Source organism: Vallitalea sediminicola (genome assembly GCF_054408565.1).
The window spans coordinates 38,370-55,433 of record NZ_BTPT01000014.1 but is presented as its reverse complement, the minus strand read 5'-3'; the positions used below and the strand labels follow the sequence as shown (position 1 = coordinate 55,433).

The window sequence follows — 17,064 nt, the reverse complement described above, 5'->3', positions numbered from 1 at the left end:
AATGTATCTTGTTCACTTCAGCCATCAATAAATTGTATACAATCATACAAAATATTCTAGAAGCCACTAATCCCTGTAAAATACAATCGCTATAAATTTTATACTTGTATACTATTGTAATATAAAACGCCGTACTTTGCAAGCTATAATAATAAAAACGAATTAAATATTTTAAAGTAATTTATTTGTCATAATTTTCTGTTATATGTATAAATAGTTATCAGCATATTTATACCCACTAATTTATTACTTATAAAAAGCTTCTCATAACCATATATTTAAGCTATTACTTCCTTTTTAATATACTTAGTGTTATACTGATGATTATAATTGCTTCAATATAATACTAAGAAAGGAATGATTAATTTATGGCACTAGACGGAATAGTACTTTCCAATATTGTATCCGAACTTAATCAGTTAATAATAGGTGGAAGAATTGATAAGATTTATCAGCCTGAAAATGACGAATTAATTATATCAATAAGAAATAACAAAAATTCATATAAATTATTATTATCAGCTTTAGCTAATATGCCACGTATTCACTTAACAGAAATACAAAAAAAGAATCCATTGAATCCTCCTAATTTTTGTATGTTATTAAGGAAACATATCATTGGAGGTAAAATAATAAATGTAACTCAACCTAATTTTGAAAGGATAGTAGAGATATATCTAGAACACCTTAACGAATTAGGCGATCTATGTACTAAAAAGCTAATTATCGAAATAATGGGTAGACATAGTAATATAATTTTTTGTGAAGATGATAATAGAATATTAGATAGTATAAAACATGTATCACTTAATGTCAGTTCAGTTAGAGAGGTACTCCCTAACAGAACATATACTTATCCTCCAGCTAAAAATAAGATAAATCCTTTAGACGATATTACTTTGAAAGAGTTTATTAATATACTTAACGAAAAGAATACCATTGTTCACAAAGCACTCTATTTTACTTTTAACGGCATAAGTCCAATGATTTCAGAGGAAATATGCTATCAAGCTGGTATCAATAGTTCTACCGCAACCAGCGAGTTGACTGATAGTGATTTTAATAATTTATATACTAACTTCCAATCAGTGATTAACTTAATTAAAGCACATAGCTATACCCCTAATATTCTCACTGATGAAGAGGGAACCTATAAAGAGTTTTCTTCAATCAAGTTAAACAGCTATGCAGGTTATAAAACCATACCAGAGGAATCCATATCTAGAGTTTTAGATAATTATTATGCCAAAAGCTCTAACACCTCAAGAATCAGTCAAAAATCAAGTGATATAAAGAAAATAATCACAACCAATCTTGAAAGGTGTTATAAAAAATTAGATTTGCAATTAAAACAAATAAAAGACACAGAAACAAGAGATAAATATAAAATCAAAGGTGAATTGATTACTGCTAACATCTATGCGATCAAAGAAGGAGACAAAGAATTAAAAGCATTTAATTATTATACTAATGAAGATACTACTATTAGTCTAAAACCTAATTTATCCCCATCGGAAAATGCAGCTAAATATTATAACCGTTATAATAAATTAAAAAGAACGTTCCATGCATTGACTGAGCACATAAAAGATACCCAAAGTGAAATAGCTCATCTTGAATCTATACAAAACTCGCTAAATTTTGTTGAAGCTGAAGAAGATTTGCATTTAATACGTCAAGAATTAATGGAGTACGGTTATCTTAGATTCAGAAAAAACAAGAATAAAAAAGCACTACAGAAATCAAAACCCTTCCATTACAAATCATCTGATGGTTTTGACATCTATGTAGGAAAGAACAACTTACAAAATGACGAATTGACTATGAAAACTGCTAGTTCTATTGATTGGTGGTTTCATACAAAAGAGGTTCCTGGTTCTCATGTCATTGTTAAAACTGATGGTAGAGAGTTAAGTGATACAGCTTATGAAGAAGCTGCGGCACTTGCTGCTTATTACAGTAAAGCTAATAACTCAACTAAAGTAGCAGTTGATTATACCTTAAGAAAGCATATTAAAAAACCAGCTGGCTCTGTACCTGGTTATGTTATCTATCATACTAACTTTTCTATGTATGTCAATCCTAGTGATGAAAAAGTTACATTAATATAAAAAAAATATAGTTGGTTTTACTTGCCTTAACTCCTAACGGATGGGGCTATGTACGACCAACTATATTTTTATTGTCTTGGATAGATTTCTTCTTGGAAAACGCCTTTAGTTTTATTGTAAGTATCATTATCTACTTTATTTCCATTACAACCTATACATGTAATCATAGTACCTAGTATTAATAGTAACATAATAAATTTTTTCATGGTATCTACCTTTCTGTTAGTGATTCTAGCTAATTTATTTCATACTATTAACATTATTATATGTATATTAAGTTTTTTTATTAAGATTATATGTTATATCTCTTATTCTTTATCAGCTAATTTTTCAATTTCTGATATTTTATATATTATGATTTTTGAATTTGTTTTATTAAATGTATCGTCTTCCCATGTTGCTTGTTCAATCTCAAAGGAATCATCTTTCTTTATAATAGATCTATATTCGGATAATTCATCAGGCATTAATAAAGGGGTAACCTCTTTCTTATCAATGTCATAAATACATATTTCCCCACCTAATCTAACTGTTCCATGTCCATACCCTTTGATGACTAATAATCTTTTATTATCTAGCCATTCCACATCTTTTGGGGTATTGCTACCTTCATCATTGCCTAACAACATTGTTTTTTCATTATTCTTCAAATTATAGAGATATAATTCACCTGGATAATCAGGTTCACCTGTAACAAAAGCCATTGCTGATTCATTAGGTGCAATTTTAGGATATGAACATAGAGTTTTACATACTTCTATATATTCATTATCCACTTTTATATATATTGTTTTACTTTCTCCATATACAAGAGAAATATCATCGTTAATATCAAACATTTTGTATGTATCATCGGGAAGAATTTGCTGCGATTTATTGTATACATCTTCTTCTACCTTGACAACTTGCTTTGAACAACCCGTGGTAACAATAAGTGTCATAAGAAATATTGACATCTTAATATATTTCATTCTACATAACTCCTTAATTATTATCTATTTTTTTCCATCCAATCTTTTGCAAAATCTACTGCTAGTTTTTGACTGAATAACTTGGACTCTGCTCGCCCTATCTTATATGTGATAACATCCTCAATTTTTTCAAATTCATTTCCTATTTTATCAAAGTCATCTACATCAAGTTCTATATCTTTATACTCAACCCATTTTCTTTTACCCTCTAAAAGTATAGGTGCTCCTAATTTTTCTTCTTTGATTTTACTAATCATATATTCAGCTAAATGAAATGAAGTATTATTGTCATAATCTACACCAAGTAGTAAAACCATTCCATCTAAGTCGTATATTTTTTTTAATGGTGATTCACTTCCTAAACCATATTCCAGTGAGTGATTCCTAGTAATGTCTTTTGCGTATTTGCCCCAAGCAGTAAATGAAACTTGTGGGTGATCACTTCGTAATACACCTGGAAAAGTTCTGAATGTTTCTGCTATTTTCCCCATTTGATTAGTTGGTGTGATACATTTATCAAAAGCAGGCATATTCTCTTTTATTACAGGAATCCAACTTTCTGGTACTGGTGGATTTTCCCATTCTTTAGGATCTGAATACTCTGATGTATGTGCAGGCATAATAATAGTTCCTTCACTGGTTATAACATCCATTAACGCTTGTACAACCGCCACAGGTCCTCCACTTATCCACCCGATCTTACTCATTGAAGAGTGTATAATTACTGTCATTCCTTTTTGTAATCCCATACCTTCAAATTGTGTTCTAAGTGACTTTCTTGTGTTTGGTGTGCTAGTCTCATTTATTATATCTTTTACTGTATACTTTTTATCTGCGTCTTGTTTATCTTTATTATCTTTACTTTTTCTAAACTCTTCCATCTCTTTCAAATAATTTTTTTGTGTTTCTGTCTTATTATAATATTGTAGATCTTGTAGATTAATATTATCTTTATTGGATTTCATAATATTGAATAATTTTTCAAAAGTTTGTTTATCCACTATATGTCCACCATTACAATTAGTACATATAATCATTCTTTTTACATTTACAGGTATAATAGGTATAAAAAATAGTGTAAACCAAGTAGTAACCTTCACTAATTGCCAATTGGTTACCAACTTACAAATGTTACATTTACTTTTACCGATAATACCATATTTTTTAATTGTTTTATGTCCCCATCCAAATATTAACATATTTATCACCTTTTATAATTTTTAAATATTTAACTATGATTTTTGGTTTAATTTCAATAATTATGGATAAAATACCATAACAGGAGGTGCATTTATTATATGGATATTAATTGCACACATAACTGCATTTATCAAATAGAAGGAAAATGCAATTTATCTGTTTCTGTAACTCTTAACAACATAAGTAATAACAAAAACGTCAATATTGACTGTCCTTATTACATTTCAAAAGAAGAAGATATTGATAAAGAATCTTCTATTAGTACTTAACCAAAAGTTTCACAGAATAAGAAAAGGTACTGTTTATGCATTATGAACAGCACCTTTTCAATTTTTACTAATTATTCAGCTTACCAATTGCCTCTCTTAATAACTCATTAACCATCTTAGGATTAGCTTTACCTTTAGTAGCTTTCATCATTTGACCAACTAGTGATCCTAGTGCCGCTTGTTTTCCACTTAAATAATCATTGACAGCTTTTGGATTAGCTTCTATAACCTCTTGAACCAACCCTTGCAATTGACCATCATCACTAATTTGTTTAAGCCCCTTCGCCTCAACAATTTCACCCGGACGTTTACCGGTATCCCAGCATTCAGCAAAAACCTTTTTACCGATACTATTACTAATAGTACCATCTTCGATTAAATTAACGAGTTCTGATAAAATATCAGGACCAAAAGGTATCTTAGCCTGTTCTTTTTGATCTTCATCCAATCTACTATATATTTCCGTTATAATCCAATTGGCAACCGCTTTCTTATTCTCAACATTTATAACAGCCTTTTCAAAATAATCTGCCATATTTCTTGAAGCAGCTATTAATCTAGCATCATAGTCTGTTATCTTATATTGTTTTACATATCTATTAACTCTGCTATCTGGCATTTCAGGTAATGAATTCCTTATTTCTTCTATTTTTTCTTTTGATGTAATTATAGGCATGAGATCAGGTTCAGGGAAATAACGATAATCATGGGCTTCTTCCTTACTTCTCATAGAAACTGTTATACCTTTTGATTCATCCCATCTTCTTGTTTCTTGAACGACTTTATCGCCATTTTCTATAACTTTTATTTGTCGTTTAGCCTCATATTGAATAGCCTTAACAGCAAAATTAAAAGAGTTCATATTTTTCATCTCAGTACGTGTCCCTAACTCAGTATCACCTTTTTTTCTAATTGATAAGTTGACATCACATCTAAGAGAACCTTCATTCATTTTACAATCAGATACATCAGCATATAAAAGAATCGTTCTTAATTTTTCCAAGAAAACTCTAACATCATCTGAAGATCTGAAATCAGGTTCAGTAACAATCTCAATGAGTGGAACTCCACATCTATTATAATCTACTATGGAACCTTCTCCTGATTCATGAATAAGTTTTCCAGCATCCTCTTCTATATGTATCCTATTAATTCGGATTTTCTTCATCTCTCCATTAACTTCTATCTCAATTTTACCTTCGTAACATAACGGAAGATCATATTGTGATACTTGATAAGCTTTAGGAAGATCTGGATAAAAATAATTTTTTCTATCTTGTTTGCTGAATTCATTAATATTACAATCCATTGTTAATCCAGCTTTTATAGCATATTCAACAACTTTTTCGTTAAGTTTTGGCAATGTACCTGGCATTCCTGTACATATAGGACAACAATGGGTATTAGGTTCTCCCCCAAATTCTGTTGTACAGCTACAAAATATTTTCGTTTTCGTTTTTAGCTCGGAATGTACTTCTAATCCTATAACTACTTCATAATCTGAATAGCTCAATCTCTTCACCTCTATTAAGAATCTATTATTTATTGTTTTTCTACAATTAAATCTGTGGTGTCATATTAGGTAAATCTCTATTTTGTTCATAAGCATATGCCATCTGCAATATAGTTTTTTCATTAAATGCTTTTGATATGAATTGTACACCAATTGGCATATTATTACTATCAAATCCACAGTTTATTGATAACGCTGGTACTCCAGCAATATTAATAGGAACTGTACAAATATCATTCATATACATTTCTATAGGATTATTCATTTTCTCACCTATTTTAAATGCTGTAGATGGTCCTGTTGGAGTTAGTATTATATCGTATGTTTCAAATATCTTATCAAATTCATTTTTAATTAATGTTCTTACCTGCTGAGCTTTTTTGTAGTATGCATCATAGTATCCTGAACTTAATGCATATGTTCCAAGCATAATACGTCTCTTAACTTCTTTTCCAAAACCTTCATCTCTAGTTTGCTTGTACAGTTCTACTAGATTATCATAATTTTTAGCTCTATATCCATATTTCACACCATCAAATCTAGCTAAGTTAGATGACGCTTCAGCTGAAGAAATCAAATAATATGCAGGTAATGCTAAATCAGTCATGTTCATACTGACTTCTTCAACAATAGCACCCATTTCTTCCAGTTTTTTAGCTACATTCATAACTTTTTCTTTTATTTCAGATTGAACTCCTTCAGAAAAATATTCTTTTGGAAGTGCAACTTTTTTTCCTTTTATATCTTTTTTAAGGTCTTCACCAAAATCTTCATATTGTTTATTATAAGAACTGGAATCCAATTTATCATATCCAGTAATTGTATTTAGTACAAGAGCCATATCTTCAACATCTTTGGTCAAAGGACCTATTTGGTCAAGTGATGATGCAAATGCAACTAAACCATAACGAGATACTGTTCCGTATGTAGGTTTCATACCTACTACTCCACAATAATGAGCTGGTTGTCTAATAGACCCTCCAGTATCAGAACCAAGAGTAAAAACGGCTTCATTAGCTGCAACTGCTGCTGCAGAACCACCCGAACTACCACCTGGAACCCTACTTAAATCCCAAGGATTCATTGTCTTATGAAAATATGAATTTTCATTAGATGAACCCATAGCGAATTCGTCCATATTAAGCTTACCTAATAAAACTGCACCTTCATTATGTAACTTCTGGGTTACAGTTGCATTATAAGGTGGTACAAAATTCTCAAGCATCTTAGATGCACAAGTTGTCTTTATACCTTTTGTACACATATTATCTTTGATTCCAATAGGAATCCCTGCCAACGAACCCAAAGACTCACCTTTAGCTCTTTTTTCATCTATCTCTTTTGCTCTAGCTAAAGCTTGGGTAGTAGTCAATGTAATGTACGCATTTACACTACTTTCTACTTTATCAATTCTATCTATATAGGATTTAGTGATATCTACACTACATATTTCTTTTGATTCTAATTTATTTTTAAGTTCATGGGCTGTCATTTTAATTAAATCCATTGTTTTGCCTCCCTACTATTCAATTTACTCAACGATTCTTGGAACACTGAAACATCCATTTGCCCTATTAGGTGCATTACTTAATAACTCATCTCTAGAAAAAGAAGGATTAACTATATCTTCTCTAAATACATTATTAATAGGTATAATATGAGCTGTAGGATTTATATTATCTATATTTATTTCATTAATCCTATTTGCAAATTCAATAATAACTTCCATATCTGTAGTCATTTGTTCTTTTTCTTCTTCCGTAAGATTTAAACGGGCGAGATTAGCAACATGTTCAACTTGTTCTTTCGTAATCTTCACATTAATTCCTCCCTTTTTGGATATATCTATATAAGTAAAAATTCTTATATACCATATGAGCTAGTCAATTAAACCTACATATAGCATACAAGAATTTATAACTATAATTGTCACAAATTTCTTAAATAATATTCTACCATAAGGCATGCTTTAACACAATACTTTATTACTCTTTGAGTTTCTACATATTATAATAAAGATTCAAAAGTTTCTTCATCTATAATTGGTACACCTAACTCTTTAGCTTTTTTATTCTTAGAAGACGATGATGCAACATTATTATTAATCAGATAATCAGTATTACCTGTAACACTACCTGTAACTTTGCCTCCTAAGCTTTCGATCAATTCCTTTAATTTTTTTCTACTATCATATTTGGTCAAATTTCCAGTAATAACAAACGTCTTACCTTCCAAAATATTGTTATCACTACTTTCTACCTTTTCTATATTAATATAATTAAGTAGATCATTAATTATTTCCATATTCTTTTCATTACTAAAATACTTAACTAACGACTTAGCAATAATACTTCCATAACCCTCAATTTGCGTTAATTCTTCTTCAGAAGCAGATAATATACTACTTAAATTATAATCATAATATTTACAGATCAATTTTGCATTACTTAATCCTACATTAATTATTCCTAGTGCATAAATAAAGTTAGGAAGTAATACCTTTTTACTTTTTTCAATGGAGTTAATTAGATTAATATAAGATTTTTCACCTAATCCTTCCATAGTTATTATTACATCTTTATATTTTTCAATTCTATATATATCAGCAAAAGTTTTTATAAAACCTTCATCAATAAATTTTTGTATTGTAGATTCAGATAAACCTTCAATATTCATAGCATCTCTACCAACAAAATGAGTAAAAGACTTAATTTTCTTAGCTTGACACTCTTCATTAATACAATACAGAACTTTTACATCGTTCACTTGCTTTATTTCTACTTCACCACCGCAAACTGGACATTCTCCAGGAATTAAGACTTCCCTTGATGTATTATCCTTACTTTCTTTGGATAGATTATTAGCCACTTGTGGTATAATCATGTTAGCTTTGTAAACTTCAATCGAGTCACCCTCAATTAATTCCAGCTGCTCTAATATACTAAGGTTATGAAGACTTGCTCTTTTTACGGTAGTACCTTCAAGTTCAATAGGTTCAAATACTGCGATGGGGTTAATGGCACCAGTTCTAGAAGCACTCCACTCTATATACATAAGTTTTGTTTCTTTCACTTCATCACTCCACTTGAATGCTATTGAATGTCTTGGAAATTTAGCTGTTTGTCCAAGACTTTTCGAAAATGAAATAGAATCAAAAGTTAGTACCAAACCATCAGAACCAAAATCATTATGCTGAATTTTATCTTCAAACAATTTTATTGTATCCTCGATATTTTCTTTACTTACTATACTGTATTCCACTGTATCAAAACCTAAAGATTGTAACCATTTTAATTGATTAATTTTCGAATCATCAAAATCAACCTCATCTGCTTGTACCAACGTAAAAGCAAAAAAATGTACATTTCTACTAGCTGTAATTTCATTGTTGAGCTGTCTCACAGTCCCACTACATAAATTTCTAGGGTTTTTGTATTTATCTTTATCAATAATACGCTCATTGATAATTTTAAAATCAGAATACTTGATTACCGCTTCTCCTCTAATAATTAATTCATCTTTATAAGAAATATTAAGAGGTATGTTTTTGAATACTTTAGCATTATTAGTAATTACTTCTCCAACCTCTCCATTTCCTCTTGTGATTGCTTTGACAAGTTTACCTTCCTTATATGTTAAGACAATTGTTAAACCATCTAATTTCCATGATAACATTCCTTTTTTATCATCTATCCATTCCTTCAATGCGGATATTTCCTTAGTTTTATCAAGTGATAACATTCTAGTTTTATGTTTTTCTTTTGGCAAGGAGCTTAAAAGAGTATAACCAACCTTAATTGTTGGACTATCACTCATTGTTATTCCTGTCTCTTCTTCTAGCTTGATTAATTCATCATATAGATTATCATACTCATAATTACTCATGATTTCATTATTCTTCTGATAATATTCTTTGCCTGCCTTATTTAACAGTTGAACTAATTCTTTCATTCTGTTTAGTTGATTCATAATATTAATCTCCTTGTTATATATTAGTTAATAATTTTTCAAAATATTTTCTGACTCTAATTATTTAATTCAACTTATATATTACCATTATTTTATACAAAAAAATAGTCGTATATTACGACTATGCTTTTAAGGAAATATTATTATTTTTCATCTTATTAATAAATTCAATTTTCTTTTCGGTCATTTCTAAAAATTGATTTTCTGTTATGGTTCCTTTTTTATATAGCACGTCCAAGAAGTCAATAAAATGTTCTGTAAGTTCAACCAAAGTTTTAACTTCGAAGTCATTTACATACATCACGACCACACCCATCCCAATTATTTCTTTCTCTGTACTTTAATTTATATATTATTATATATTAATTATACACAATTATTAGAAAAATATGTCAAGTAATTAACCAAATAGGTCTAATTACCTATTCAAATATTGGTATTTTATCAATATTTTTACATAATTAGTAAATTATGTTAGTTAATTATAACTTTTTAGTAATAATCATTCCAACATAATTATAGTTGATTCATCTAGAACTAAAAATTTTCTTTTCCTCTCTAGTTAAATAAATATAATCTGCATTATCGGATACATCATTATGTTTCAATGAACGATATAAGATATTATTTATTCTTTGAAGTATAACAGGGTCATTTGTCTCGCTTATAATTTTAGAAGCCTTTATAAATGCCTCTACTGTGTTAATCTTAGCCATTATTAGCCTCCCTTTTATTTATAATGTCACATGCATCAATAAATTCTAGTAAGAAAAATTGTATGATTTGGTCAATCTTACAATACTTCAAGAAACATGTGAACTCTTTATATTTCGAATTATTTCTAATCATTATCTCCATTCTAATTATATGCACTTTATTGAATTCTATGACCATAATATCTTCATAGTTACCAAAATTAGCACTGACATTTTCATCACCCTTAGCAAATACCGCTTTATCCCCTGTTACCTTATATATGTTTTCAGTTTTACTAACATCCGTAAACACTTTATTGTTAACTTCTCTAGCAAAATATTTCATACAGACATTAACATCTTTGTTCGTATCAAATAAAACTTTACAGGTAATTACAGCTACTGCATATATAAACCCTTGTACAAATTGCTCCTTATTATTTTTATGATTATAATAATTCTTAATAAACATATTTGTTTTTTCATATAGTTCAATAGTATAATTTGCTACATTCTCAACATATTCAGGAAGTCTATCAATAAAATATTGTGTTATAGGAATTTGTTTATCTATGTTTATGTATATACCTTGATTTATTTGATCTCTTATCTTTCTATCTAGCGTACTTAATTCCTTCTTAGCCAATTGTATTTCCGTTTCTTTAGCTAATAATTCTTTAATCTTCAAATCATTTCTGCTTTCTATCTCTGATTCCATATCCTTGTACTGTGCTTCAAGTATATTATAGTTATTCATAAGAATATCAATAGGTTTTACTTTATATTTTCTATCTTCCTGTATATTTAAACAATATATGTATATTCCAAAACATACTATAAAACCAATTATGAAAAATAATACAAACCAAATGAATACATCCGTTTTATTAATAGCATGTTCATCAGTAAAGATATTGTATATAGCTAAAAACGCACTCACTATACAACCGATACCAAAAGATGCAATACTTCTTCTTTTATCACTTATTTGGCAGAAGAGAATCGCAACAAATACACCATAAATCAGTCCACATAATACAAAAACCATACAAATTTTCATATACTACCCCTCCCCAATTTTATTATAACATATTATTATAAAATTTTAAATATTAAATTAATTATTTATTAAGACAAATTTTTTAGCTGATGTCTAATTATTGCGCAAAATAGAAAAAGCCCTCATATCTTAAAGATATAAGGGCAAATGACTTACTATTTTATTAAATTCTAATTTTCATCAAAATTATGCCATACATTTTGAACATCATCATCTTCTTCAAGTAAATCAATTAAATTGTCCATTTTGCTAATATCATCTTCACTTGTTAGATTAGTAGTTGTTTGTGGTATCATTGTAATTTCTGCTGATACTGATTTAATTGAAGCTTCCTCAACAGCTGTGTTTACAGTATTAAATTCTTCTTCAGTTGTTATAATTTCATAAAAATCAATTCCGGCAACAAAATCTTCAGCTCCACTGTCAAGAGCTAACATCATGAGTTCGTCTTCATCTATGTCTTCTGTACGTTCAATAATTATTTGACCTTTTTTGTCAAACATAAAGGAGACACAACCAGTTGTACCTAGATTACCACTGTTTTTAGAAAAAGCATGTCTTATATTAGCAGCTGTTCTATTTTTATTTTCTGTTAAACAATCTACAATAACAGCTACCCCACTTGGTCCATAGCCTTCGTATGTAATATGCTCATAATTAATATTACCAAGTTCACCAGAAGCTTTTTTAATACTTCTTGTAATAGTATCATTAGGCATATTATTAGCTTTTGCTTTTAAAACTATATCTCTAAGCTTTGAATTAAGTGATGGATCAGAACCACCTTCTTTTACTGCTACTGCAATCTCTCTACCAATTTTAGTAAAAACTTTTCCCTTTTTAGCATCTTGTCTTTCTTTTCTATGTTTTATATTCGCAAACTTTGAATGGCCTGACATAAAAATTCACTCCTTAAAATAATTTCACAAATATTTTATCACGTTTTCTAATATATTACAAATCCAGGTTTTTAGAATACACTAAACAAGATTATTTAACCATTTTTTAGAATACATACGTTTTACTGCAAAAATCATTTTGAAAAATTCCTCTGATAATATGAATGCATAAACATATTGGATATCCAATTTAAACACTAGCCCACTCACAAAAGCTAATGGAACTCCTATTAACCATACACCACCCATATCTAGAAACATAGTAAATCTAGTATCTCCACCACTTCTCAGAACACCAACTACTAATATTAGATTCAGTGATTTAAATGGTACAAATAAACCAAAAACAATTAAGCACAACCTAGAATTATATCTAACTACATCGGTCAGATTATCAAATAGACTCACAATAAATCCAGAAGTTCCTATGATAAGCACACTCATACAAATAGATATCATAACAGTTATCTTAATGAATTTTTTACTATACTCATAAGCTCTTTCTAACTTATTATTACCTATTTCGTTGCCTAATATCACAGCACAGGCACTAGATATTCCAAAGAACAGAACCATAAACAGCTGTTCAATAGTCTGATTCAGAGTCATTGTCGCCATAACATCCTCACCCATCCTACCATATACAAAAGAATACATAGCTACTCCAAGAGACCACATAATCTCATTACACATAACTGGTGCAACTGTATGTAAATATTTTGAAACGAAGCTCTTGCTTATATCAAATATTTCTTTGATTTTACCTGCGATAGGTAATTTCAATATATATACACTCGAAACTAATAAACAACATTCTACTGTCCTTGCTATCAAAGTTGCTATTGCAGCTCCCTTAACTCCCATTGATGGAAATCCAAGATTACCATATATCAACACCCAATTCAAAAATGTATTAATAAGTATACTAATAACAGTTATACACATTGGAACTTTAACTTGATTCATACCTCGTAACACAAATATATATGCAAATGATATAGCTGTAAAACAGTAACTGAATCCAATTATTCTTAAGTATTTTACTCCTTCTATGATAACTATTGTATCAGTAGAAAAAAAGCGCATAACAATCTCGGGGAAAAATATAGCTACTATAGAAAATAATGCTCCACCCGAAACACTTATTATCAAACATATTCCTAATATTCTTTTAATGTTCTTAACATCTTTTTTACCCCAATATTGGGCAGAAAAAATACCAGTACCACTACTGGTTCCAAATAGGAATAGATTAAGTAAAAAATATAGCTTGTTGGCACCACCAACAGCTGCAACAGCAGTGACTCCCAAAGAGCTGATCATAAATACATCAATCATATTAAGTGCTGATGTTATCAAGTTTTGAAATGCAATAGGAATACCTATTGCAAATAATTTAGAATAAAAATGTTTGTCATTTTTTATAATACGGTTAACCACTTTCCAATCACCTCTATAATTAACAAATTCTTTGATATCTGATTAATTGCTTAATAAAAATACTAATATCGGTATAGTTATTATTGATAATATAGTACTTATAAACACACCCTCCGATGCAAGAATGTCATTTCCCTCATATTCTTTACTTAAGATTACAGCGTTAGCAGCAACAGGCATTCCAGTAATAACCACTGGTACACCAGCCATAATACCACTAAATCCCAATTGCCTAACAATTATGAAAATGATAATTGGGAAAACCAAAAGTTTTAGTAAACTGTAAATATATAGTTTAGTATTAGAAAATATATTTTTGATACTAATACCCGCTAATGATGCTCCTATAACAATCATAGATAATGGTGTTGTAAGATTAGCAATCATATCTATAGTTTTTGTTGCAACATAAGGTAATGTCAACTTAAAAGAAAAAATAATTAACCCTATTATTACAGCACATACACCAGGGTTAAAAATGTCCTTTATCTTAAACTTTATATTTTTCTGATTATCCATAGAAATCAAATAAATTCCCAATGTATATACAAGTGCATAAAACGGGAGATTATATATTGCCCCATAAAACACAGCTTCTTTACCAAAAATGGATTCAATAACTGGGAATCCCATAAACCCAACATTTGAAAACATAATCATAAATCTATATACACCAATATTATTTTTTTCTATCTTTAATAACTTAGGTATTATAAAAGTCATGATGAACATACATATGTACACTGCAATAGATAATCCAAGCATCGCTAATATTTCTTTATTCCCAAGTTCCGTCTTCTTCATCATTGAATTAATGATAAGGCATGGTGCAGTTACCTTGACAACAAGACTAGCTATCTTTTTACTTGCATGTTCATCAATAATATTAATTTTTCTTATAAAATAACCTAAAAAAAGCACTATAAACAGCACTAGTATTTGATTAATAATCGCATTAAAATCCATGATGTGACCTCTCGCTAAAATATATTTGCTATAATCATTATCTACCATTATATACAAATCCTCAAAAAAGGCAAGAGATATTTTTATAGAATTACAAATAATTAAGACTTCCTTTCGGAAGTCTCTTAACTATGTATCAACGCCAAAACTAACTACTAATGCTTTATCTACTTTTTCCATCACTTTATCTTCCAAATGACACACTTTTTCTTTCAATCTTTTTTTGTCAATAGTTCTAATTTGTTCTAACAAAACAACTGAATCTTTTACTAAATCATATTTTTTTGCTTCTATTTCAACATGCGTTGGAAGCTTAGCTTTATTTATTTGCGATGTTATTGCCGAACATATAACTGTTGGACTATATTTGTTTCCTATATCATTTTGAACGATAAGCACTGGACGTATACCGCCTTGTTCAGAACCAATTACTGGTCTTAAGTCTGCATAAAATACATCCCCACGTTTTACTACCACATTACTCACTCTCCGCTAAATCTCGCTGAACTTCTTAACCTCACCTTCAAATAACAACACATCTTCATAATAATTTATCTTTATGTGTATCTTTGCAGTTTCGAATACGTTCTTAATATATTTATCATTATAATAGACCGTACTTTATGTAAAAGTTCAACTCCTATTTTCTTATATTACCATTATCACCAAAATTTTTATTAATATACATTAATACGTAAATTTTAAAATTATTAATGGAATATAATCAGCAGCAAAGTGTCTAATCAAAATAATCAATAGCTGAAATGTATTTATTATTTTTATAATACACTCTTGGTATTCTTTTACCTAACTGACAAACAACTTCATAATTTATTGTACCTTTAATCTTAGCAATATCATCTGCCGTAATTTCATTATGCCCTTGCTTACCAATCAAAATCACTTCAGCCAAGTCTTCCACATTAGGTATATCTGTAATATCAACCATAAATTGGTCCATACAGATTCTACCTAATATCGGCGCAAATTGCCCACCAATCAATACTCTCCCTTTTGAAGATAATAACCTATCATAACCATCTCCATAACCAACTGGAATAGTTGCTATTTTGGATTTTCTTTTTGTAATATATGTCCCTCCATAACCGATAGGTGTACCTTCCTCTACTTCTTTTATATGTATAATATGGCTGATTAGTGATAAAACAGGCTGTAATTTAACATTATCTTTAATTACTTCATCCGATGGATATAATCCATATAATGATATACCAAGTCTTACTAAATCCAAATGTGTGTTATCTAAGTCAATTATTCCTGCACTATTAGCAACATGTTTAATTGGTATATAGATACCATTACTCTCTAACTTACCAACGAACCTCTTATAAATCTCTAATTGATTATTTGCAAAAGTCTTATCTAGTTCATCTGCTTTAGATAAATGAGTATAAACGCCTTCAATCTTGATGTTAGGTAAATTATATATTTTTTTTATTATACTTAGAGATTCGTCATTAGGTACAAAACCTATTCTACCCATCCCAGTATCTAATTTAATATGTATACTACTTTTTTTACCATATTCTGAAGCTATATCTGATATGTTTTTAGCTGCTGTATAGTTATATACTGTCTGAATCAAATCGTATTCAACCAGTTTGTCAGCTAAATCGATTGGTGTATATCCTAAAATGAGTATCTTTTTATCAATACCACTTTTTCTTAGATTGATACCTTCTTCTATAGTTGCAACAGCAAATCTGTCAATTCCACAATGAATTAGTTCTTTTGAGATAGGAACCGCACCATGACCATAACCATCTGCCTTCACAACAGGCATTAATATACTGTTTGATGATATTCTATTCTTGACATTAGTAATATTATGTATTATAGCATCCAAGTCTATACGGGCATATACTCTTTTGTACATATTCATACTTCCTCCATATATTCAACTTATATAGTTTACAGTCTTTATCTTATTACATAAAAACATTAATATTA

17 protein-coding genes are annotated in these 17,064 nt (G+C 29.3%); 2 read left to right on the top strand and 15 right to left on the bottom strand.

The window, feature by feature from the left end:
* The first annotated feature begins 368 nt into the window (after nt 1-368).
* Entirely contained in the window at nt 369-2,111 is a 1,743-nt protein-coding gene (locus ACX6CF_RS06390; protein ID WP_458784476.1) for an Rqc2 family fibronectin-binding protein, read from the top strand.
* 68 nt (nt 2,112-2,179) lie between these two features.
* On the opposite strand, the gene ACX6CF_RS06385 is transcribed toward ACX6CF_RS06390, so the two are convergent.
* The 3 genes from ACX6CF_RS06385 to ACX6CF_RS06375 all read right to left on the bottom strand — a co-directional run bounded on the left by ACX6CF_RS06385 (nt 2,180) and on the right by ACX6CF_RS06375 (nt 4,281).
* Nucleotides 2,180-2,317, bottom strand: coding sequence for a hypothetical protein (locus ACX6CF_RS06385; protein WP_458784475.1), 138 nt, complete (start codon nt 2,315-2,317; stop codon nt 2,180-2,182).
* 102 nt (nt 2,318-2,419) lie between these two features.
* Nucleotides 2,420-3,082: a DUF4652 domain-containing protein gene (locus tag ACX6CF_RS06380; RefSeq protein WP_458784474.1), complete on the bottom strand. Its 663-nt coding sequence runs from the start codon at nt 3,080-3,082 to the stop codon at nt 2,420-2,422.
* Between the two features lie 20 nt (nt 3,083-3,102).
* Nucleotides 3,103-4,281, bottom strand: coding sequence for an AAC(3) family N-acetyltransferase (locus ACX6CF_RS06375; protein ID WP_458784473.1), 1,179 nt, complete (start codon nt 4,279-4,281; stop codon nt 3,103-3,105).
* A 99-nt stretch (nt 4,282-4,380) separates the two neighbouring features.
* On the opposite strand from ACX6CF_RS06375, the gene ACX6CF_RS06370 reads away from it, so the two are divergent.
* The gene (locus ACX6CF_RS06370) at nt 4,381-4,551 is read left to right on the top strand and encodes a hypothetical protein (protein WP_458784472.1); all 171 of its coding nucleotides are present in this window, start codon (nt 4,381-4,383) and stop codon (nt 4,549-4,551) included.
* Nucleotides 4,552-4,618: 67 nt separating this feature from the next.
* Here ACX6CF_RS06370 and gatB read toward each other — a convergent pair whose 3' ends face one another.
* The 12 genes from gatB to alr form a co-directional block, all read right to left on the bottom strand.
* Entirely contained in the window at nt 4,619-6,064 is a 1,446-nt protein-coding gene (gene gatB / locus ACX6CF_RS06365; RefSeq protein ID WP_458784471.1) for an Asp-tRNA(Asn)/Glu-tRNA(Gln) amidotransferase subunit GatB, read from the bottom strand.
* Nucleotides 6,065-6,110: 46 nt separating this feature from the next.
* A complete protein-coding gene (gatA, locus tag ACX6CF_RS06360) occupies nt 6,111-7,571 on the bottom strand; it encodes an Asp-tRNA(Asn)/Glu-tRNA(Gln) amidotransferase subunit GatA (RefSeq protein WP_458784470.1) in 1,461 nt (486 codons plus the stop codon).
* Nucleotides 7,572-7,595: 24 nt separating this feature from the next.
* On the bottom strand, nt 7,596-7,883 hold the full coding sequence (gene gatC / locus ACX6CF_RS06355; protein WP_458784469.1) for an Asp-tRNA(Asn)/Glu-tRNA(Gln) amidotransferase subunit GatC: 288 nt from the start codon (nt 7,881-7,883) through the stop codon (nt 7,596-7,598).
* A gap of 188 nt (nt 7,884-8,071) precedes the next feature.
* Nucleotides 8,072-10,036 (bottom strand): NAD-dependent DNA ligase LigA, encoded by a 1,965-nt coding sequence (gene ligA, locus ACX6CF_RS06350; protein ID WP_458784616.1) that lies wholly within the window; start codon nt 10,034-10,036, stop codon nt 8,072-8,074.
* A 118-nt stretch (nt 10,037-10,154) separates the two neighbouring features.
* The gene (locus tag ACX6CF_RS06345; RefSeq protein WP_193774679.1) at nt 10,155-10,337 is read right to left on the bottom strand and encodes a hypothetical protein; all 183 of its coding nucleotides are present in this window, start codon (nt 10,335-10,337) and stop codon (nt 10,155-10,157) included.
* Nucleotides 10,338-10,560: 223 nt separating this feature from the next.
* Nucleotides 10,561-10,749 (bottom strand): hypothetical protein, encoded by a 189-nt coding sequence (locus ACX6CF_RS06340; protein WP_458784468.1) that lies wholly within the window; start codon nt 10,747-10,749, stop codon nt 10,561-10,563.
* Nucleotides 10,742-11,788 (bottom strand): hypothetical protein, encoded by a 1,047-nt coding sequence (locus ACX6CF_RS06335; protein WP_458784467.1) that lies wholly within the window; start codon nt 11,786-11,788, stop codon nt 10,742-10,744. Before ACX6CF_RS06335 ends, ACX6CF_RS06340 begins: the two co-directional genes overlap by 8 nt.
* Before the next feature lie 170 nt (nt 11,789-11,958).
* Complete coding sequence (locus ACX6CF_RS06330; protein ID WP_458784466.1) at nt 11,959-12,687, bottom strand: YebC/PmpR family DNA-binding transcriptional regulator; 729 nt, start codon at nt 12,685-12,687, stop codon at nt 11,959-11,961.
* A gap of 81 nt (nt 12,688-12,768) precedes the next feature.
* A complete protein-coding gene (locus ACX6CF_RS06325; protein ID WP_458784465.1) occupies nt 12,769-14,127 on the bottom strand; it encodes an MATE family efflux transporter in 1,359 nt (452 codons plus the stop codon).
* Nucleotides 14,128-14,169: 42 nt separating this feature from the next.
* Nucleotides 14,170-15,141, bottom strand: a complete 972-nt coding sequence (locus ACX6CF_RS06320; RefSeq protein ID WP_458784464.1) for an AEC family transporter — start codon at nt 15,139-15,141, stop codon at nt 14,170-14,172.
* An 81-nt stretch (nt 15,142-15,222) separates the two neighbouring features.
* A complete protein-coding gene (locus tag ACX6CF_RS06315) occupies nt 15,223-15,570 on the bottom strand; it encodes a type II toxin-antitoxin system PemK/MazF family toxin (protein ID WP_339362017.1) in 348 nt (115 codons plus the stop codon).
* A 262-nt stretch (nt 15,571-15,832) separates the two neighbouring features.
* Nucleotides 15,833-16,990 (bottom strand): alanine racemase, encoded by a 1,158-nt coding sequence (gene alr, locus ACX6CF_RS06310; RefSeq protein ID WP_458784463.1) that lies wholly within the window; start codon nt 16,988-16,990, stop codon nt 15,833-15,835.
* Nucleotides 16,991-17,064: the final 74 nt, after the last annotated feature.